The organism is Methanosarcina sediminis (assembly GCF_052056915.1).
Taxonomy (GTDB): domain Archaea; phylum Halobacteriota; class Methanosarcinia; order Methanosarcinales; family Methanosarcinaceae; genus MTP4.
In genome coordinates, this window is sequence record NZ_CP195119.1 from 3367105 (window position 1) to 3383854 (window position 16750).

Sequence of the window (16750 nt, forward strand, 5' to 3'; positions counted from 1 at the left end):
TATTTTTTCCTTTTTCCTTCCTTTCCTCCGCTCAAATACTGTCTCAATTTTAGGATTTCTACAAAGCCCTCTTTTTTTCGCTTTTCATTTTCACCTGGATTTTAAGGGTTTTATCGGGTTTTGAGGTGAAAATATTAAATTAGATCAGGGATTTAATGGGATCAGATTATATTTCAGAGATGATCATCATGTTATTCAAAAAATTGTCAGACGTTTCAAAAGCTGAAATGCAGGGACTGCTCTCCCGGGAATCCGGGCTTGCAGACGTGGGGGAAACCGTTTCGGCCGTGCTTGCGGATGTGCGTGAAAAGGGAGATGCAGCAGTCCGGGAATATACAAAGAAGTTTGATAAGGTTGATTTTACGGATTTTGAGGTCAGTGAAGAGGAATTCGAAGAAGCGATTTCCGGAATCGATGCGGAGCTCCTGGAGCACCTCAAAACCGCAGCTTCAAATATCAAAGCTTTCCACGAAGCCCAGCTCCCCGAGAAGACCTGGTTCATGGAACTCAAACCCGGGGTCGTGCTGGGACAAAAAGCTACTCCCCTTGAAAGCGTGGGGGCCTATGCTCCCGGAGGCAGGGCTTCCTATCCTTCTACAGTGCTCATGACCGTGATCCCCGCCCGGGTTGCAGGTGTTGAGCAGGTGATTGTATGTACTCCTCCGAGGTCTGACGGTTCGGTACACCCCCTTACCCTGGCAGCGGCAAAGGTCGCAGGGGCGGACAGGGTCTTCAAGCTCGGCGGCGTGCAGGCCGTAGGGGCAATGGCTTACGGGACGGAGAGCGTTCCGAAGGTTGACAAGATTGTGGGTCCGGGGAATGTCTTTGTGACGGCTGCCAAGATGCAGGTCAGGGACGTTGCCGAAATCGACTTCCCGGCAGGCCCGAGTGAGGTGTTGATTATTGCGGATGAGTCTGCAGATGCTGTAATGGTAGCTTCGGACATCATCGCCCAGGCAGAACATGACCCGAATGCTGTTTCCGTGCTGGTCACGACCTCCGAAGCCCTGGCAAAAGCCGTAAGCGAAGAAGTAAGGGTTCAGGCCAAGCAGACCGCAAGGGGTGAAATCGTGAAAGTTTCCCTGGAGAATGCTGCAATCCTTACGGAGAGCTCCCTGGAAAAGTGCATCGACTTCAGCAATAAATTCGCTCCCGAACACCTTGAAATAATCGTTTCGGATGAGGATTTCGTGCTTGACAGGATCAAAAATGCCGGATCCATTTTCGTCGGAGCCTATGCCCCTGTTCCTGTGGGGGACTATGCATCCGGTACCAATCACGTGCTTCCTACTGCCGGTTATGCCCGGGTCTATTCCGGACTGAACATAAATCACTTCATGAAATATTCTACCATCCAGAAAATCAGTAAGAGTGGGCTTGAAAGCCTAAAAGAATCTGTAATCGCGCTGGCCGAGGAAGAAGGCTTAAAGGCACACGCCGATGCTATAAGGGCGCGGTTCGGCTGGAAACCTTCTAAATAATGTGTATGCCATTCGATACTTATATAAAATGTAAACGCATAAGAAAATTTGCTATTTTAAATAAATGAGGAGTAGTGGGGATTAGTATGAAAATTAGAGTGGTTAGTTCACGGGAGGAAATTCCTACCCTGAATCCTAATGAAAAAGTTGTACACCTTGCATTCAGACCCTCGAACAGGGATGTCTTCGTGCTTGCGGAGACATGTCCGAAAATTGAAGCAATCCAGCTTCCGAAATCGTATCGTCGAACAGTCTCAAAATCTATTGAGATGTTCCTGGAAATGCAGAAAATTAACCTCCTCGAAGGGGACGTTTGGGGACACAGGAAGGACATAAACGAGTACTACAACGTATCCCAGAACGTACTGGAGAAGATCCAGGAATTAAAGGCGGACCGTGTATCCAACGATATGATTGCTGAAAAACTTTCGAGAGAAAGCAAGTTGAACACCGATATGATCATGTACATCTTAAACCAGAAGAATGTGGCTTGAGCTACCCTTCTGTTCAGGTATTTTTCGGTTGAGGTGATAATTTTTTTCTTTGCATCTGAAAAGGGGCTTGTAGAAAGGTATGGGTCCGGGTTTTTGCATCCGGGGGGGTTTGAAGAGTTTTTCAGGGCAATCCGGGATATTTCGTTCTTAATAGTAATCTCTAATAGGTAATCCTGTAAACAGGTCGTACTTGCGGACAGATCGCATCAGTAAAGTTGCAGCGGTATATTTGCATCAGTAGAGTTGCATCAGTAGAGTTGCATCAGAGCTGCACAGGCATACGGATTGTAATTTCTGCGTGAGATTTTTTTTCCGCATTCAGGATTTCCTAATTAGGACGTTTCATCCTTGTCTATGGGATATTTTTTTCTGTCCCCTATCAAGTATAAAAACCGGTTTCCATATCCCTATTTAATTAATCCGCTTTGATCCACGTTGTTCCATCTTGATTCATCCTTATTTATGAATGCCCTGGTTTGTCTAAGTGTAATTATATGCAGTGAGTTTATGCATCGGTGAGTTCATTCGTCGTGGGTTCATAGTAAAACCTTCATTTTTAGGGCACTTCCGACCTCAGTAAAAAATCTGATTTGGGAGGTCTGATTTGGAAGATCTGATTTGGAAGATCTGATTTGGAAGATCTGATTGAGAATGAAATCTGATTGAGAATGAAATCTGATTGAGAATGAAATCTGATTGAGAATGAAATCTGATTGAGAATGAGGTCTGATTTGGAAGATCTGATTTGGGAGGTCTGATTGAGGGTGAAATCTGATTGAGAATGGGCTCTATTTATCAGGATATTTTAAGAAGAGCAGGTGCTATATTTCCGGTTCTTTCTGTGGGCTGGAGTTTCCTGATTCTCCGCCGGGGGCATTTTTAGAACTTTCTTTTTATAATTATCTCTACTTTCTAATAAATGTTTTAACTTTGGAACACTCAATTTCAATTGGGATTTTGAAGTATTTCACTTCTTCCTTCTTTTAATGCTTTTTTTCTCAAATAACATGGGGTAAGTTGAATGAATTTCACGATAAATTATGGAAAATTATTTAAGCTTGGTTATCCAATTAATTTTATTAGTCTTTGATTTAATCGAAGATATGTGGGGGATTAGAATGAAAATCAGAGTTGTCAGCTCAAGAGATGAGATCATCTCATTGAACCCTAACGAGAGGGTAGTCCATCTAGCGTTCAGGCCTTCAAACAAGGACATTTTCCTGCTTGTAGAGACCTGCCCGAAACTCGAGGTCGTCCAGCTTCCCAGGTCCTACAAACGGACTATTTCGAAATCAATCGAAATGTTTCTGGAAATGCAGAAAGTCCAATTAATGGAAGGCGATGTCTGGGGGCACAGGAAGGACATAAATGAATATTACACCGTACCCTCTTCCGTAATCGAGAAAATAAAGGACATGAAGGGCGAAGGGGTTCCTGCCGAAGAGGTGGCAGAAAAGGTAGCAAAAGAAAGCAAGCTGAACTCGAAGATGGTGATGTATATACTGAACCTGAAGCAGATAGAGTAAGCGGCTTTTTCTGACTTTTTACTTGATTTTAAAAATGGAAATTCATGGGGCAGAAGCCTGTTTAGCTTTGCCCCGATTTCAAAAATCCCTTTTATCGGCCTGCCTTCTTTTTACAGATTGCTTTTACAGATTGCTTTTACAGATTGCTTTTACAGATTGCTTTTATATTTCGTCTCTCTTCTTACGAGCCGTTTATTCCATTTCGCCGTTGAAGTATTTGTCATAGGAGGCCATGTCAAAGTGCCCGTGTCCGCTCAGGTTGAAGAGGATTGTTTTCTCTTCCCCGGTCTGCTTGCACTTGAGAGCTTCGTCGATTGCACAGCGTATGGCATGAGAAGATTCCGGAGCCGGCACAATTCCTTCCGTGCGGGCAAACTGGACTGCAGCTTCGAACACGGTCTTCTGCCCGTAGGAAACTGCGTCAATTAAACCTTCGGCGTGGAGTTTGCTTACGATCGGGGAATCCCCGTGGTAGCGAAGTCCCCCGGCATGGATGGCGGGCGGGACATGGGTGTGCCCGAGGGTGTACATCTTGAGCAGCGGGGTCATTTCAGCCGTGTCCCCGAAGTCATACCTGTATTCTCCTTTCGTAAGGGTGGGACAGGACGTGGGTTCCACTGCAATCACTTTTGCATCGTGTTTGCCTTCAAGCTTGTCTTTTACGTACTCAAGAGCGATGCCCCCCAGGTTACTTCCCCCGCCGCAACAGCCGATTACAATGTCAGGGTACGTTTCCACCTTGGCAAGCTGCTTTTTACTCTCTTCCCCGATAATGGTCTGGTGCAGTACCACATGGTTCAGGACGCTTCCGAGGGAATATTTAGTGTTCTCATTAAGTGCGGCATCTTCCACGGCTTCACTTATGGCAATTCCCAGGGTTCCCGGAGTATCGGGCTGTTCTTTCAGGACCCACCTCCCAAATTCCGTGTCCGGGCTCGGGGAAGGGACTACGTTTCCGCCCCATAGGGTCATGAGGGATTTCCGGTAGGGTTTCTGGTAGAAACTGGAACGGACCATGTAGACTTTGCACTCGATATCGAAATAGTTACAGGCAAGGGACAGAGCACTTCCCCACTGCCCGGCTCCTGTTTCGGTGGTTATCCTTTCCGTGCCCTCTTTCATGTTGTAATAAGTCTGGGCAATGGATGTGTTAGTCTTGTGGCTGCCTGCCGGGCTTACCCCTTCATATTTGTAATAGATCTTCGCAGGGGTCTTGAGGATCTTTTCAAGCTGGTGGGCCCTGTAAAGAGGGCTTGGCCTCCAGAGCCTGTATATTTCAAGGACCTCTTTGGGGATGTCGATGTACCTGTCACTGCTCATCTCCTGCCTGATAAGCTCTTTTGGAAAAATAGGTTCCAGGGCCTCGGGACTCATCACTTCCCTTGTTTTTGGATCAAGAGGGGGTTCCAGAGGGGTGGGGAGGTCGGGAAGAACGTTATACCACCTTTTTGGCATTTCGTTCTCGTCAAGGATTATTTTTGTCTGTTCCATGTTATCCCTTTTCTGTATATGCGTGAATGGCTACTTTTTTGTACAGGTTTGTACTTTGCCGTATTTAATTGTTACCTCATCGGCAGACGTGGTGTATATCATATACATCTATACTTTGTTAAGAGCGGAGTTTTTTTCTTCCGGTAAAAGCGGCAACTCCTGGATTTTGGGTCCATAATTTGTAGAATTGAATGAAGAACTGCAGGATCGAAAATCTGTAGGATATTGAAAATGCCAAATAGAATCTAATATTGGAAATAAAACCGAATGCAGGAATAAAACCGAATGCAGAAATAAAAAATGGATTCCGATAATAAAGAATTCTGATACTAAAATGTTGAAAACGGGTGTTGAAAATGGAGGTGTGGAAATAAGAAAGCCTGCATGAGGCTTTTTATTCCAAGCTGCCGGCAAGTTTCACCGCAAGTTTTGCAACTTCCGTGGCGCTAGTACCTAGCAGGCGGACCATGGGTTCTTTTCCTGCGCCGCCTTCATCATAAATCATGTCAGGTACGCTCTCGTAAACCCTTATTGCCTCGGCCGTGCCCCAGTCCATGGAGCTTACGTTTTCAGGTTCTTTTTCCCTGTCAAAGGAAGAAACCGTAAGTCCTATTTCCCTGCAGGCGGCAAGGACTTTTTCGGAGTACCTGATGTTTACGGCTGCCCTGATCCGGGGGTCGTAGCGTAGGGCGGCGAGAATGATCCTTGCAACGTGCCGGCTTGCCCCGAAGTCCACGCAGCCTACGGGCATTGCCCTGTTCCTGTGCCTTACTATCCTGCCCTCCACGGCAGCGACGTCCTCGCAGGCTTCAGCGCCGGGAATACCCATCCCTATGTTGCAGCCTACCTCGGCGACTAGTTTTGCAAAATCGGGGCTCTCAGTAAGGATGGAGGCTGCAGCTTTCACGTCCCTGAGGACCCGGTAGCGCTCCATTTCTTCCAGGGTCTTGCCTATGGGGTTTATGGGGTTCACCCCCCTGCCTGCGGGAATGCTCTTCAGGATTGCCTGTACCACAAACTTTTTTGCTTCCCATGTGGCTGTTTCCAGGCTTTCTCCCCTGGCAAGGTATGCGGTCATTGCTGAAGAGTAGGTGCAGCCCGAGCCGTGAGTCCCTCCTTTGACAAAGTCCCCTGGAACCCGGGTGAAGGTGCCGCTGTCTGCTTCATAGAGCAGGTCTGTTGCGTCCAGGTGCCCTCCGGTAACGACCACTGCTTCGGCTCCCAGGTCCGCGATTTTTCTTGCCGCCGCCTTTGCATCTTCCGGGGTTTTGACGGGGATCCCGGCAATTGCGCCTGCTTCGGCGGCGTTCGGGGTCGTGACTTTGCAGAGGGGGAGTAGTTCTTCGATAAGGGTGGATAGGGCTTCTTTTCGGAGGAGGTCGCCTCCGGCTTCGGCAGCCATTACAGGGTCGATTACAAGGGAAAGCCCGTGCTTTTTTACCCCTGCCGCAACCTCCCTGATGATCCCGGAAGAGGCGAGCATACCCGTCTTTACCCACCGGACATCCATATCCGTACAGACCGCTTCGATCTGGGCGGAAACGGCGGTTGGGGCCAGGTCAAAGGCATTGAGGACTCCTGTGGTGTTCTGGGCCGTGACCGAGGTAATGGCGCAGGTCCCGTGCACCCCGAGGGCTGCAAAGGTCTTGAGGTCAGCAGCGATCCCGGCTCCTCCTCCGGAGTCCGAACCTGCGATCGTCATTACAATGGGCTTTTCTGGTGTGGCGGGCTTTCCTGTCATTCTAATCCTCTTGTTTTTTGGTTTGGTGGCTTTTGGATCTGTTTCTCCGGGGAGAGCTTTTGGGCATATTTATTTTCGAGTTTGTTTATTTCATTAACGTTCTTATTTGTGAGCATGTTTCTTTGTGCACGCTTATTCGTGAACACTTTTATTCGTGAACATTTTTATTCGTAAACGCTTTTATTCGTGAACGTTTTTATTTATGAATGGGTATTTGTGAGAGTATTTACTTTATGCGAATGTTTCTGCTTCCTTTAAATAGATGCTTTTAATAAGAGTATTCCGCTTCGATAGTTTTATATATTGTATTTACAACTTTGATGCAGGCAATCTAGCATTTAGAATAGCGATTGGTTTAAGTCTGGATTAACTATTTATATTGATATAGATAATGAGTCGATTTATAATATTTGTAGGGGATTTTAAGGATGGCAAACCGACCTCTGGATATTTTAAACAATGCACTGGATACACCTGTAATCGTTCGATTGAAAGGCGCACGTGAGTTTAGAGGTGAACTTAAAGGATATGATATTCACATGAACCTCGTGCTTGATAACGCTGAAGAATTACGTGACGGAGAAATCGTCAGCAAGTTTAGCAGTGTTGTCATTCGAGGAGACAACGTAGTATACGTATCTCCGTAATCTATATCAAGCACTTAATCTATTAACGTTCAACTTTGCGAGCATTGGATTTTTAAAAACGAGCCGCAAAAAAAATCCGGAATAACGAAATCGCTTCGAACAATCAGATGTTACTTTAAAATATGTTGATTTTTATCAGGAGATTTAGGAATGAGTAAAGGTACTGCATCAATGGGAAAAAAGCAGAAACACACGCATGTCAAATGCAGGAGATGCGGCAGTGTATCTTATAATGTGCATACAAAACAGTGTACCTCATGTGGTTTTGGAAAAACGCCCCGCATGAGAAGCTATAAGTGGAAGGCAAAGTGCAAGTATTGAACCTGACTACCCCACTTTTACTATTTTTTACCTGAACCGGAGGTTCATATTGAAAGAAGAATGCGGGGTTGCAGGTATTATTCTCCCCGAGAGCAAGCCTCAATCCAGTACCGTCGCATTCAAGCTTTACTATGCTCTCTATGCTCTCCAACACAGGGGGCAGGAATCCACGGGTATAGTGGTGTACGACGGTGCGGTTCCCCATTCCATCAAGGGCATGGGACTTGTGCCGGATGTTTATACGAAGGAATCCCTAAAGCACCTGTCAGGGCGCGTGGGTATCGGGCACGTCCGATATTCCACTACCGGCGGGTCAAAGATTGAAAACTGTCAGCCCTTCGTCCTTAATTTCAAAGGCGGGACAATCGCCATTGCTCATAACGGGAACCTGGTCAACGCCAGGAACCTCAAGGATGAGCTGGAATCTGAGGGCAGGATTTTCGTCAGTGATTCCGATACCGAACTCATCGGGCATCTCCTCGTGAAGGAACTGATAAGGCACGGACCCGTTGAATCGATTCGGAATGTAATGCGCAGGCTTGTGGGCTCTTATTCCCTGGCGATCCAGCTTGACGGCGTCCTGTACGCTGTCAGGGACCCCTTCGGCTTCAAACCCCTTTGTTTCGGGGAAGTTGACGGCGGGTATGCGATTGCCTCGGAAAGCGTAGCTCTGGACACCCTTAATGGCACCCTTACCCGGGATGTCAGGCCAGGGGAAATCGTCGTCTTTACGGAAGATGGCTTCGAAAGCCACCAGGTTTCAAATGAACCTCATCCTGCACACTGCGTTTTCGAGTTTATCTACTTTGCAAGACCTGACTCTATCATCGACGGAAAACTTGTTTACAAGATCCGGGAAAACATAGGCAGGGAACTCGCAAGAGAGCACCCGGTTGACGCGGATATCATTTCTCCCGTCCCTGACTCGGGAATTACGTCCGCAATCGGTTATTCCCGGGAATCCGGAATCGAATACCTGGAAGGCCTGATGAAGAACCGCTACATAGGCCGTACCTTCATCCTGCCGGGCCAGGAAATGCGTGAAACCGCAGTCAGGCTCAAGATGAATGCTATCCAGGAAAACGTCAAAGGCAAGAAAGTGGTCCTGGTGGACGACAGCATTGTCCGGGGCACGACCTCGCGGCGCATCATCGATATGGTCCGGAAAGTCGGGGCATCCGAAGTGCACGCACGGATAGGAAGCCCCGCGATTATAGCCCCCTGCTACCTTGGAATTGACATGGCGACCCGGCAGGAGCTGATCGCCTCGTACAAGACCGTAAAAGAGGTTGAGGGCCTGATCAACTCGGACTCCTTGGGATACCTGAGTATCGATGGGCTTATGCGGGCTCTGGGCTGCAATAGAAATGACATGTGTGTTGGCTGTCTAACCGGCGAATATCCTGTGGAAATCCCCGGGGAAATGTGCAGGAAGAAACAGCTGCATCTGGACGATTTTGAATAAAGGGGAAAGTTCCTTCCAGACGTGATCGTAACAATCCGTCCGGAACTTTCTTTTCTTAAATTCTTTTGGTTTTTTTCAGTTCTTTTGTTTTCAGTTCTTTTGTTTTCAGTTCTTTTGTTTTCGGTTTTTGTTTTCAGTTTTTGATTTCTCTTTCAATCTTTCTTTTTAGTTTCTATTTTTCTAACTCGTTTGCTGTCTGATGGTTTTCGCTTATTTGCTACTTAACAGCGTCACGTTCACGGTCCTGTTCCTCGGCCCGTCCATTTCGGCAAAAAAGATGCTCTGCCAGGTCCCGAGTTCCAGGTTCCCTTCCGTTATGGGCAGGGCTTCGCTTGCTCCTAGCAGCACGGCTTTCAGGTGTGCATCCCCGTTGTTGTCGATCCTGTCATGCCGGTACCCTGCCCCCTCGGGCACGAGCCTGTTCAGGAGTTCAAGGATGTCTTCCCTGAGTCCACTTTCGTTTTCATTGACTATTATCCCGGCTGTAGTGTGCCGGGTGCTCAGGATACACGCGCCCTGTTCTATTCCGCTTTTCCTGACTCCCTCCCTGACTTCGGCAGTGATGTCTATTAATTCGATGCGGTTCTCGGTCTTTACATTGAGTTTCAAAATCCTGTCCCCTGTCTTTCTGATCCTTTATATTCCGAATCCAAATATTTGGACTCCAGGCTTGTGTAGTTGATATACTTGTGTACCTGGTGAACTTGTGTAGCTGATAAACTTGTGTAGCTGATAAACTTGTGTAGCTGATAAACTTGTGTAGCTGATAAACTTGTGTAGCTGATAAATTCGATCTTCAAAGAAAAGAGGTAGAACGTCGGATTTATTGCTTTCTGAGCGGGGAATGAATTTTTGTGGAAGAAAGGATTTTTAGGGAGGATTTCAAGTGGAAAGCTCTTTAGAAAAAGGCAGATTTAAAGAATAGAATCCCGGTGAAAGAATCGGACCCCTAAATTATCCGGTTCTTTCCGGTCTTTCTATCCCGTTTTTGCGGACGCCGTTTTTGGTTGGGTAAGTTGATGTTTATCGTGAATTTTTGGATTGGGCGGGGGGTTTTGATTGTTTTTGAGTTAGACAGAGTTATGGCAGCTTTGATTTTTATGGTGGAAATCCCGTTTTTCTGGTAGAAGATTTTTTGGGAATCAGGGGAAGTTTGTTCGCCGGGTCACCTGACTTTCCATCTGTTCATGCTGTGCATTTTGAGAGGGAAATGATCCCGAAGCGTTCCAGAATTTTGATTTTTGCGGGAGAGAGGAACTTGCGGTCTCTTAGCAGGACCCCATGTAAGACGGGTTTCAGGGTTTTTTCCTTAACTTCTTCTTTCATTTTTGGCTCACCTTTCTGCGCTTGGCTTTATGCTAGACTTAACGTTTTATTTTCTTTCCCAACGGGCAGACGGTATCTTGTTACCCACTTTGTATTATTTATAGTTTGTGCTCATGGGCTCGTTTAAAGAATTTCTGCTGGTTTTACTCTCCAGTTCAATAGGAACTCAGCAATCTATTGCCTATTTTTTACTATTTAAAAATTTTTCACATAAAAGTTTCTCACATATATTTTTTTAAAAAAATAGATCTTCTCCGTGAATTATACACAGAGAATTTTTTATACAAAGCCACTGACCTAATTTCTTTTCAGGCTCCGTGTTCAACTGCAATCCTTACTGGTCCAGCATTTATTGTTGAGTTCAGGAACATTTTTGCCCATACAAAAGTGATCATTGCCCCGATCCCGTTGCCTACGATAAGTCCCCACCAGATCCCGGGCTCGCCCATGTTGAGGGTGAAGGCGAAGAGGGCGGCAAAGAGGGGAGTCATGATGATTGTCCTCAAAATGGTTGCGATGAGGGCGTTGATGCCTTTTCCGGCTCCCTGGAAAAAGGAAGAGGAAAGCATCCCGAATGCGACTGTTGGATAGAAAATGCAGAGGATCCGCAGAAACATTTCCAGGTCCTCTGCAATATGGGCTGCTGCCTCAGCCTGGGTAAAGACGGCAGCTATCTGGGGGGCAAAGGCAAAGGTGAGGATGCCAAGCCCCGTCTCGATGAGCAGCCCTAGTTTTATAGAGTAGGAAAGGGCAGTTTCCGCTTTTTCAAAGGCCCGGGCTCCGAAAGAGGCCCCGGTCACGGAGACCACGGCTGTTGCAATCCCCATAAGGGGCGAAATCGCGATGGTTGCAATCCTCCAGCCCGTGGAATAGACCGCTACCCCATCAGTGTCGCTGACTGCGACGATAAGGAGGTTCATTATGATCATTGTAAGGGACATCGTAAGCTGCTGTACCGAAGCCGGCACCCCTACCCTGAAAATGTCTTTTACGATACCCCTTTTGAAACTGAAGTCCTGGAAATCAAAGGAAACGTAGGTGTCCTTCCTGAAAAAGAGCCAGTTGAACATCAGAAGCGAGGATATCGCCAGAGAAAGCACCGTAGCCCAGGCTGCCCCCGCAATCCCGAGTCCCAGGGTATAGATAAAGATAGGGTCCAGGATGATGTTCAGCCCTGCTCCCAGCACCATAGCTTTCATCGCCCGGTTTGAGTCCCCTTCAGCCCTGATGATGGAATTGGCCACGTTCGTGAAGAAGACCACGATGCTCCCGAGGAAGATAACTCTGGCATAGGCTACTGCAAGGCTCGTGGTCTTCCCGGCTCCTGCCAGGGTGAAGATCTCAGGGGCGAATATATAGAACGGTATGGAAAAAACCAGCACCAGGATGAGCATCATTATCATGGTGTGCACGGCAACGTTGTCTGCCCCTTCCTTATCCCGGGACCCGATCCTGCGGGAAATTGCGGCTCCGCCCCCAATCCCAAGCCCGTTGGAAAGGGCCATGCTGATAAAAAAGAAGGGAAATACAAAACCCATGGCTGCCAGGGCATCGGCTCCCAGTCCAGCGACCCAGTAGGTATCGACCAGCTGGTAAACGGTTTGTACGGACATGGCAACCATCATGGGGATGGCCAGTTTGATGATGGCTTTTTTAGGGTCGCCAAGGAGAACGTCGACACCTTTTGTTTTCTTCCCCCCCGGACAACTGCCGGAATCTGTTTTTTCGGCTGCTTTACTGCGCATTTTCAAATCTTCCTGTGATAGTCAGGTTTTTGTCCGCTTTCATTTGACAAATCCTGCAGTTTCTTTTCCTATTCCGAAAGGCAGGTCTGTCTATTATGCAAAACAAGTAAGGAGAGTGTTGAGCGTTTTTACATTCCGCAACTGACAAAATTAAGTTCTTTCCGGGTTTCGTTCAGAGAGAAAAGAAATTCTTTCCTGAGCTTTTCAGTCAGCTGTTCCGGGTCAAGCCCCTTGAAATAGGCGGGTTTCCCTTCCCTTACCTCAACATACCCTTTTTTCTCCATTTTTTCCAGTACGCCGTAGACCTTGGGTCTCGGGACGTGGGTATATTCGTGGATTTCCCGGGCTGTAGCCTCTTTTAAGCTGAGGAGTCCTACGTAGGTTCTTGCTTCGTTTTCCGTAAACCCCAATTTCTGGAGGTTTTCTATGAGTTTCGAACTCATCGGAAGCCTCTGGAATAATTCTGCTTACTGTTTTCTGGCTGGTAGTTTTTTGCTTCTTTGCGTCTTTGTATTCTTCCCGCTCAGGCCTTTTCTTCCAGCTTCTTTAAAACCTTCGTCATCGTTTTCAGGCTTTCCCGGTAACTGATGATGTCCTCCTCATCCAGCTTTTCAAGGACTTCGGAGGCTGCAGACTCGATCTCTGCGGTGAGCTCGTTTCTGCATTCTTTTCCTTTTTCGGTAAGGGATACCAGGGTTTTCCTGCGGTCTTCAGGGTCCCCTCTCCTGTAGACCAGTTCTTCTTTTTCCAGGGCATCGATCATGCTTGTCAGGCTTCCCTTCTGGAGGTCCAGGCATTTTCCAAGGGCAGAGGGGATGATTTCTTCTTTTCCTCCGATGATCATAATCGCTCTTTTCTGGTTCTTGTTCAAATTATAGGGACCGCCAATGGCCTCGTGAAAAACGTTTGCAAAATTCTTATGGAATATGTGAAGCAGCTCAAACTGGAGTGTTACTGCCTCTTTTATTCTTTCCTGTTTCATGGGTCCTCATATCTGTTTTTTATTGCTGCCTGTTGTTTTACTATTGTGCAATGGATCCGGATGTTAAGCTTTACGAGGTGTTTTGTAGGCTGTTTTGCAGGTCGTTTTGCAGGTCGTTTTGTGATCTTTTTGCTATGCGTTGTTTGAATCCAACTTCTTAACTTATGTTGTTTGTATTCTTACCATCCGAATCCAAATTGTCACAAATCATATTGTTCGTTTTGCAGATTGTTCAAATTCAAACCAAAAATGTGCATATTCTATTTATAACTTATGATTTTGAACAGAATTTATAATGTTTCTTCTTAAAAAAATTGTTCCTCCTTTTTTTCCTTTTTCCGCTTAGTTCATTCCCCTGGCTTTATCTTATCCGGGATTAATATGATCACTTCCGCCAGAAAAAATGTTTGGTAAACGGGTTATCGGATAAAGCTGAATTTAAAAAATGCTTGGAAGAAGAATGACTGTAAGAAGCTAAATTGAAAAATAAGAATAAAAATGAGAGGGAAATGTTTTTTCCCGGGTCACGGTTTTATCTCAGGCCACGTTTTATCTCAAGCTATATCTGTTTCTGGTATATCTGTTTCTGGTATATCTGTTTCTGGTATAGCTTTTTCGGCTACAGCTTTTTTCAGTCTCTAGCTTTTTTCTCAGGCTGTACTCTCCACCGTCACCGTCGTCGGGTGTTCGGTTTTCAAAAGCCCGCTCAGGTAATATCTTGCCCAGACATAGGCAACCATTGCCCCGAGCCCGTTGCCCGTTACGAGCCCCCACCAGACTCCGGTCTGTCCCATGTCGAGTGCGAAGGCAAAGAGCAGTGCAAAAAGTGGGGTAAATACAAGGGTCCTGATAATGGTTGCTGCAAGGGAGTTCATGCCTTTACCTGCGCCCTGGAAAAGGGAGGACGAAAGCATCCCCAGGGATACGGTGGGGTAGAAGATGCAGATGATCTTGAGGAAGGCGGTCAGGTCGGGAGCGATATGGGCTGCGGCTTCAGCCCGGGTAAAGGCTGCAGCTATCCAGGGGGCGAGCATAAAAGTCCCGATTGCGATTCCAGCTTCAATCATCAGCCCGAGTTTTATTGCATAGGAATGGGTGGTCCTGGCTTTTTCGAAGTCTCCCGCCCCGAAAGCTGCCCCTGATACCGAGACCACAGCCATTGAAATGCCTATAAGGGGCGCGATTGCAATGGTTACGACCCTCCAGCCCGTGGAATAGACAGCTACCCCGTCAGTGTTGCTGACCGCAACGATGATGAGGTTCATGATAAGCGCCATCAGGGCCATCGTGACCTGCTGCATGGAGGCAGGGAGCCCTACCCTGAAGATGTCCCGGGTAATTCCCCTGTCGGGTTTGAAGCCCCGGAAGTCAAAGGAGACATAACTGTCCTTCCTGACAAAGAGCCAGTACAGCATCAGGGCGCAGGAAAGCCCGAAAGAAATAAGGGTTGCCCAGGCAGCCCCTGCTATTCCCATTCCAAGGGTATAGATGAATATCGGGTCGAGTATGATGTTCAGGCCTGATCCGAGCACCATGGCCTGCATGGCTCTTTTTGAGTCCCCTTCGCTTCGGATGATCGCGTTTCCGACGTTTGCGAAAAAGACAATGAGGCTGCCTCCGAAGATCACCTTTGAATATGCAATCGCCAGGGGGGCTGTTCTGCCTGCTCCGCTGAATATGAAGATTTCTTTCAGGAAGTAAAGGGAAAGTATGGTAAAAACAGCTACAATCAGCAGCATTATGACGATTGTGTGCACGGCAACGTTGTCAGCCCCGGCTTTGTCCCTGGCTCCTATCCTGCGGGAAATCGCGGCTCCCCCGCCAATTCCAAGCCCGTTGCTCAGGGCCATCTGGATGAAAAAGAAAGGAAAGATGAAACCCATGGCTGCCAGGGCATCCGCCCCGAGTCCCGAGACCCAGAAGGTGTCCACAAGGGTGTAGATTGTCTGCACGGACATTGCCACTATCATGGGGATTGCCAGTTTCCTGATGGCTTTTTTAGGGTCCCCGTGAAGGGTTTTTACACCCTCTGTCTTTTTGCCCTCCAAACTTGAAAGGTTCTCGGTTCCGGATATTTTTCCGGGTGTTTTTTCTTGCATTTTTAGCGCTCTGGATTCCTGCTTGTTTTTCGATCAAGATTGATTTTATAGGGATTGGTTTTCAGTTTGATTTCTAACCAAACATTGGACGCTGTATTTATATATTTTGATTTTTTTGAGGGCGTTGAAAGGCGGGAAACTGAGGGGTAATTTAAGAAGGCTAAACGAAAGAGCTGAAAAAAGGATTAAAAAATACGAAAAATGGTTGAAAATGGGTTGAAAAAGGACGGAAATGGGTTGAAAAAGGACGGAAATGGGTTGAAAAAGGACGGAAATGGGTTGAAAAAGGACGGAAATGGGTTGAAAAAGGACGGAAATGGGTTGAAAAAATGTAAAAAAGAGGCATCCCGGATTCCCAATGTTCACTCCACGATCTCCTCATTTTCTTCTGCCCAGGCAGGCTGGTCTATGACGAGGAGCCCGAGTGGGGAATTTCCCGTATTTTCTACATACTGAATTTCGTTTGCAGGGACATGGACGAGCTTTCCTTCATTGAGGCTTAAGGGCACATCGTTAATGTAAATCGTCCCGGAACCTTCGAGGACATAATGGACTTCGGGGTTTGAAAGCCTGTGTGGAAGGTTCTTTTCTCCGGGTTCCATGAGCACGTATGCAATGCTGTAATCGACCCCAAGCTCAGTATCCGTTCTTCCGGGGTGCATGAACTCACAGAGCGAAACACCGGTCGCATTGATGAATTCGCAATCCCCGATATTTCTCGTGAAGAGGTAGTCCTCCACATAAAAACCGTCACCCACAAGGTACGTCTCTCCGCCGAATTCGGCTCTTTTTATGAAACTGTACTTGGTCGAGGGTTCCGTTTCCCCGGGTTTCGGCCATTCGTAGGATACCCAGCCCTCCCCGCTTTCGCTGAGTGCGGTCTCGATGAAGAGCTCTCCTATGGGCTTTCCGTTGAAGTCCGTCAGCCCGCTTACGTCCTCCCCTTCCCCGCTCGGGTCAGGGGGATAGACAACCCTTGTCCCGTTGGTATTCCAGATAAAGATGTAAGAATCACCCCGGAACCATTCTCCGCCTTCTTCCCTGAATTCGGGAAAGGCTTCTGCTCCTTCCTCTTCAACGAGGTCCACAGCTTCATTGACCTTCAAAGCAATCGAGTCTTTCTGAGCCGTAAGCCCGGACTGCTGCTGCTGTTCTGACTCACTTTCAGCCAGGGCTTCTTCTCCTTCTTCACCTTCATCTTCTTCCTGGATTTGCTCTTCCTGCTGGGCACAGCCTGAAATAGCTAATATTAAAAAAATTACCAGGATAAGCTGGATACAAAGTTTTGAGTTTCTCATATTCCGACCTGGAAAGGCTTGTTATAATGGTTTCAGATATGTCCAGAAAAGCATATATTTTTGGAAACATGAGTTCTGAAAAATGGTACTGACAAAGTTGTGCTGAATAAAATGATACTAAAAAACGGCACTGG

15 protein-coding genes are annotated in these 16750 nt (G+C 47.1%); 6 read left to right on the forward strand and 9 right to left on the reverse strand.

What is annotated here, in order from left to right; translation table 11 throughout:
• Positions 1 to 179: 179 nt before the first annotated feature.
• The 3 genes from hisD (at position 180) to ACSAZK_RS14735 (ending at position 3501) form a co-directional block, all read left to right on the forward strand.
• Complete coding sequence (gene hisD, locus ACSAZK_RS14725) at positions 180 to 1481, forward strand: histidinol dehydrogenase (protein WP_440957035.1); 1302 nt, start codon at positions 180 to 182, stop codon at positions 1479 to 1481.
• Positions 1482 to 1567: 86 nt separating this feature from the next.
• Complete coding sequence (locus tag ACSAZK_RS14730) at positions 1568 to 1975, forward strand: DUF1699 family protein (protein WP_048180079.1); 408 nt, start codon at positions 1568 to 1570, stop codon at positions 1973 to 1975.
• A gap of 1118 nt (positions 1976 to 3093) precedes the next feature.
• The gene (locus ACSAZK_RS14735; protein ID WP_440954824.1) at positions 3094 to 3501 is read left to right on the forward strand and encodes a DUF1699 family protein; all 408 of its coding nucleotides are present in this window, start codon (positions 3094 to 3096) and stop codon (positions 3499 to 3501) included.
• Between the two features lie 192 nt (positions 3502 to 3693).
• On the opposite strand, the gene ACSAZK_RS14740 is transcribed toward ACSAZK_RS14735, so the two are convergent.
• Positions 3694 to 4992, reverse strand: a complete 1299-nt coding sequence (locus tag ACSAZK_RS14740; RefSeq protein ID WP_440954825.1) for a TrpB-like pyridoxal phosphate-dependent enzyme — start codon at positions 4990 to 4992, stop codon at positions 3694 to 3696.
• Positions 4993 to 5386: 394 nt separating this feature from the next.
• Positions 5387 to 6733 carry a bifunctional hydroxymethylpyrimidine kinase/phosphomethylpyrimidine kinase gene (thiD, locus tag ACSAZK_RS14745; RefSeq protein ID WP_440954826.1) on the reverse strand — a complete coding sequence of 449 codons (1347 nt, stop codon included), beginning with the start codon at positions 6731 to 6733 and terminating at the stop codon, positions 5387 to 5389.
• 428 nt (positions 6734 to 7161) lie between these two features.
• On the opposite strand from thiD, the gene ACSAZK_RS14750 reads away from it, so the two are divergent.
• The 3 genes from ACSAZK_RS14750 (at position 7162) to purF (ending at position 9166) form a co-directional block, all read left to right on the forward strand.
• Positions 7162 to 7380, forward strand: coding sequence for an LSm family protein (locus tag ACSAZK_RS14750; protein ID WP_048180060.1), 219 nt, complete (start codon positions 7162 to 7164; stop codon positions 7378 to 7380).
• Positions 7381 to 7530: 150 nt separating this feature from the next.
• Positions 7531 to 7701, forward strand: a complete 171-nt coding sequence (locus ACSAZK_RS14755) for a 50S ribosomal protein L37e (RefSeq protein WP_082090618.1) — start codon at positions 7531 to 7533, stop codon at positions 7699 to 7701.
• A 49-nt stretch (positions 7702 to 7750) separates the two neighbouring features.
• The gene (gene purF, locus ACSAZK_RS14760) at positions 7751 to 9166 is read left to right on the forward strand and encodes an amidophosphoribosyltransferase (protein ID WP_440954827.1); all 1416 of its coding nucleotides are present in this window, start codon (positions 7751 to 7753) and stop codon (positions 9164 to 9166) included.
• A 210-nt stretch (positions 9167 to 9376) separates the two neighbouring features.
• On the opposite strand, the gene ACSAZK_RS14765 is transcribed toward purF, so the two are convergent.
• The 7 genes from ACSAZK_RS14765 to ACSAZK_RS14795 form a co-directional block, all read right to left on the reverse strand.
• Positions 9377 to 9775: a secondary thiamine-phosphate synthase enzyme YjbQ gene (locus tag ACSAZK_RS14765; protein ID WP_440954828.1), complete on the reverse strand. Its 399-nt coding sequence runs from the start codon at positions 9773 to 9775 to the stop codon at positions 9377 to 9379.
• A gap of 576 nt (positions 9776 to 10351) precedes the next feature.
• A complete protein-coding gene (locus ACSAZK_RS14770; RefSeq protein ID WP_440954829.1) occupies positions 10352 to 10492 on the reverse strand; it encodes a hypothetical protein in 141 nt (46 codons plus the stop codon).
• A gap of 308 nt (positions 10493 to 10800) precedes the next feature.
• Positions 10801 to 12237 (reverse strand): MATE family efflux transporter, encoded by a 1437-nt coding sequence (locus tag ACSAZK_RS14775; protein WP_440954830.1) that lies wholly within the window; start codon positions 12235 to 12237, stop codon positions 10801 to 10803.
• A gap of 128 nt (positions 12238 to 12365) precedes the next feature.
• Entirely contained in the window at positions 12366 to 12680 is a 315-nt protein-coding gene (locus ACSAZK_RS14780) for a TrmB family transcriptional regulator (RefSeq protein ID WP_440954831.1), read from the reverse strand.
• Between the two features lie 80 nt (positions 12681 to 12760).
• The gene (locus ACSAZK_RS14785; RefSeq protein ID WP_440954832.1) at positions 12761 to 13219 is read right to left on the reverse strand and encodes a MarR family winged helix-turn-helix transcriptional regulator; all 459 of its coding nucleotides are present in this window, start codon (positions 13217 to 13219) and stop codon (positions 12761 to 12763) included.
• Between the two features lie 650 nt (positions 13220 to 13869).
• On the reverse strand, positions 13870 to 15318 hold the full coding sequence (locus ACSAZK_RS14790; RefSeq protein ID WP_440954833.1) for an MATE family efflux transporter: 1449 nt from the start codon (positions 15316 to 15318) through the stop codon (positions 13870 to 13872).
• Positions 15319 to 15680: 362 nt separating this feature from the next.
• Positions 15681 to 16616 (reverse strand): cache domain-containing protein, encoded by a 936-nt coding sequence (locus ACSAZK_RS14795; protein WP_440954834.1) that lies wholly within the window; start codon positions 16614 to 16616, stop codon positions 15681 to 15683.
• Between the last annotated feature and the right edge of the window lie 134 nt (positions 16617 to 16750).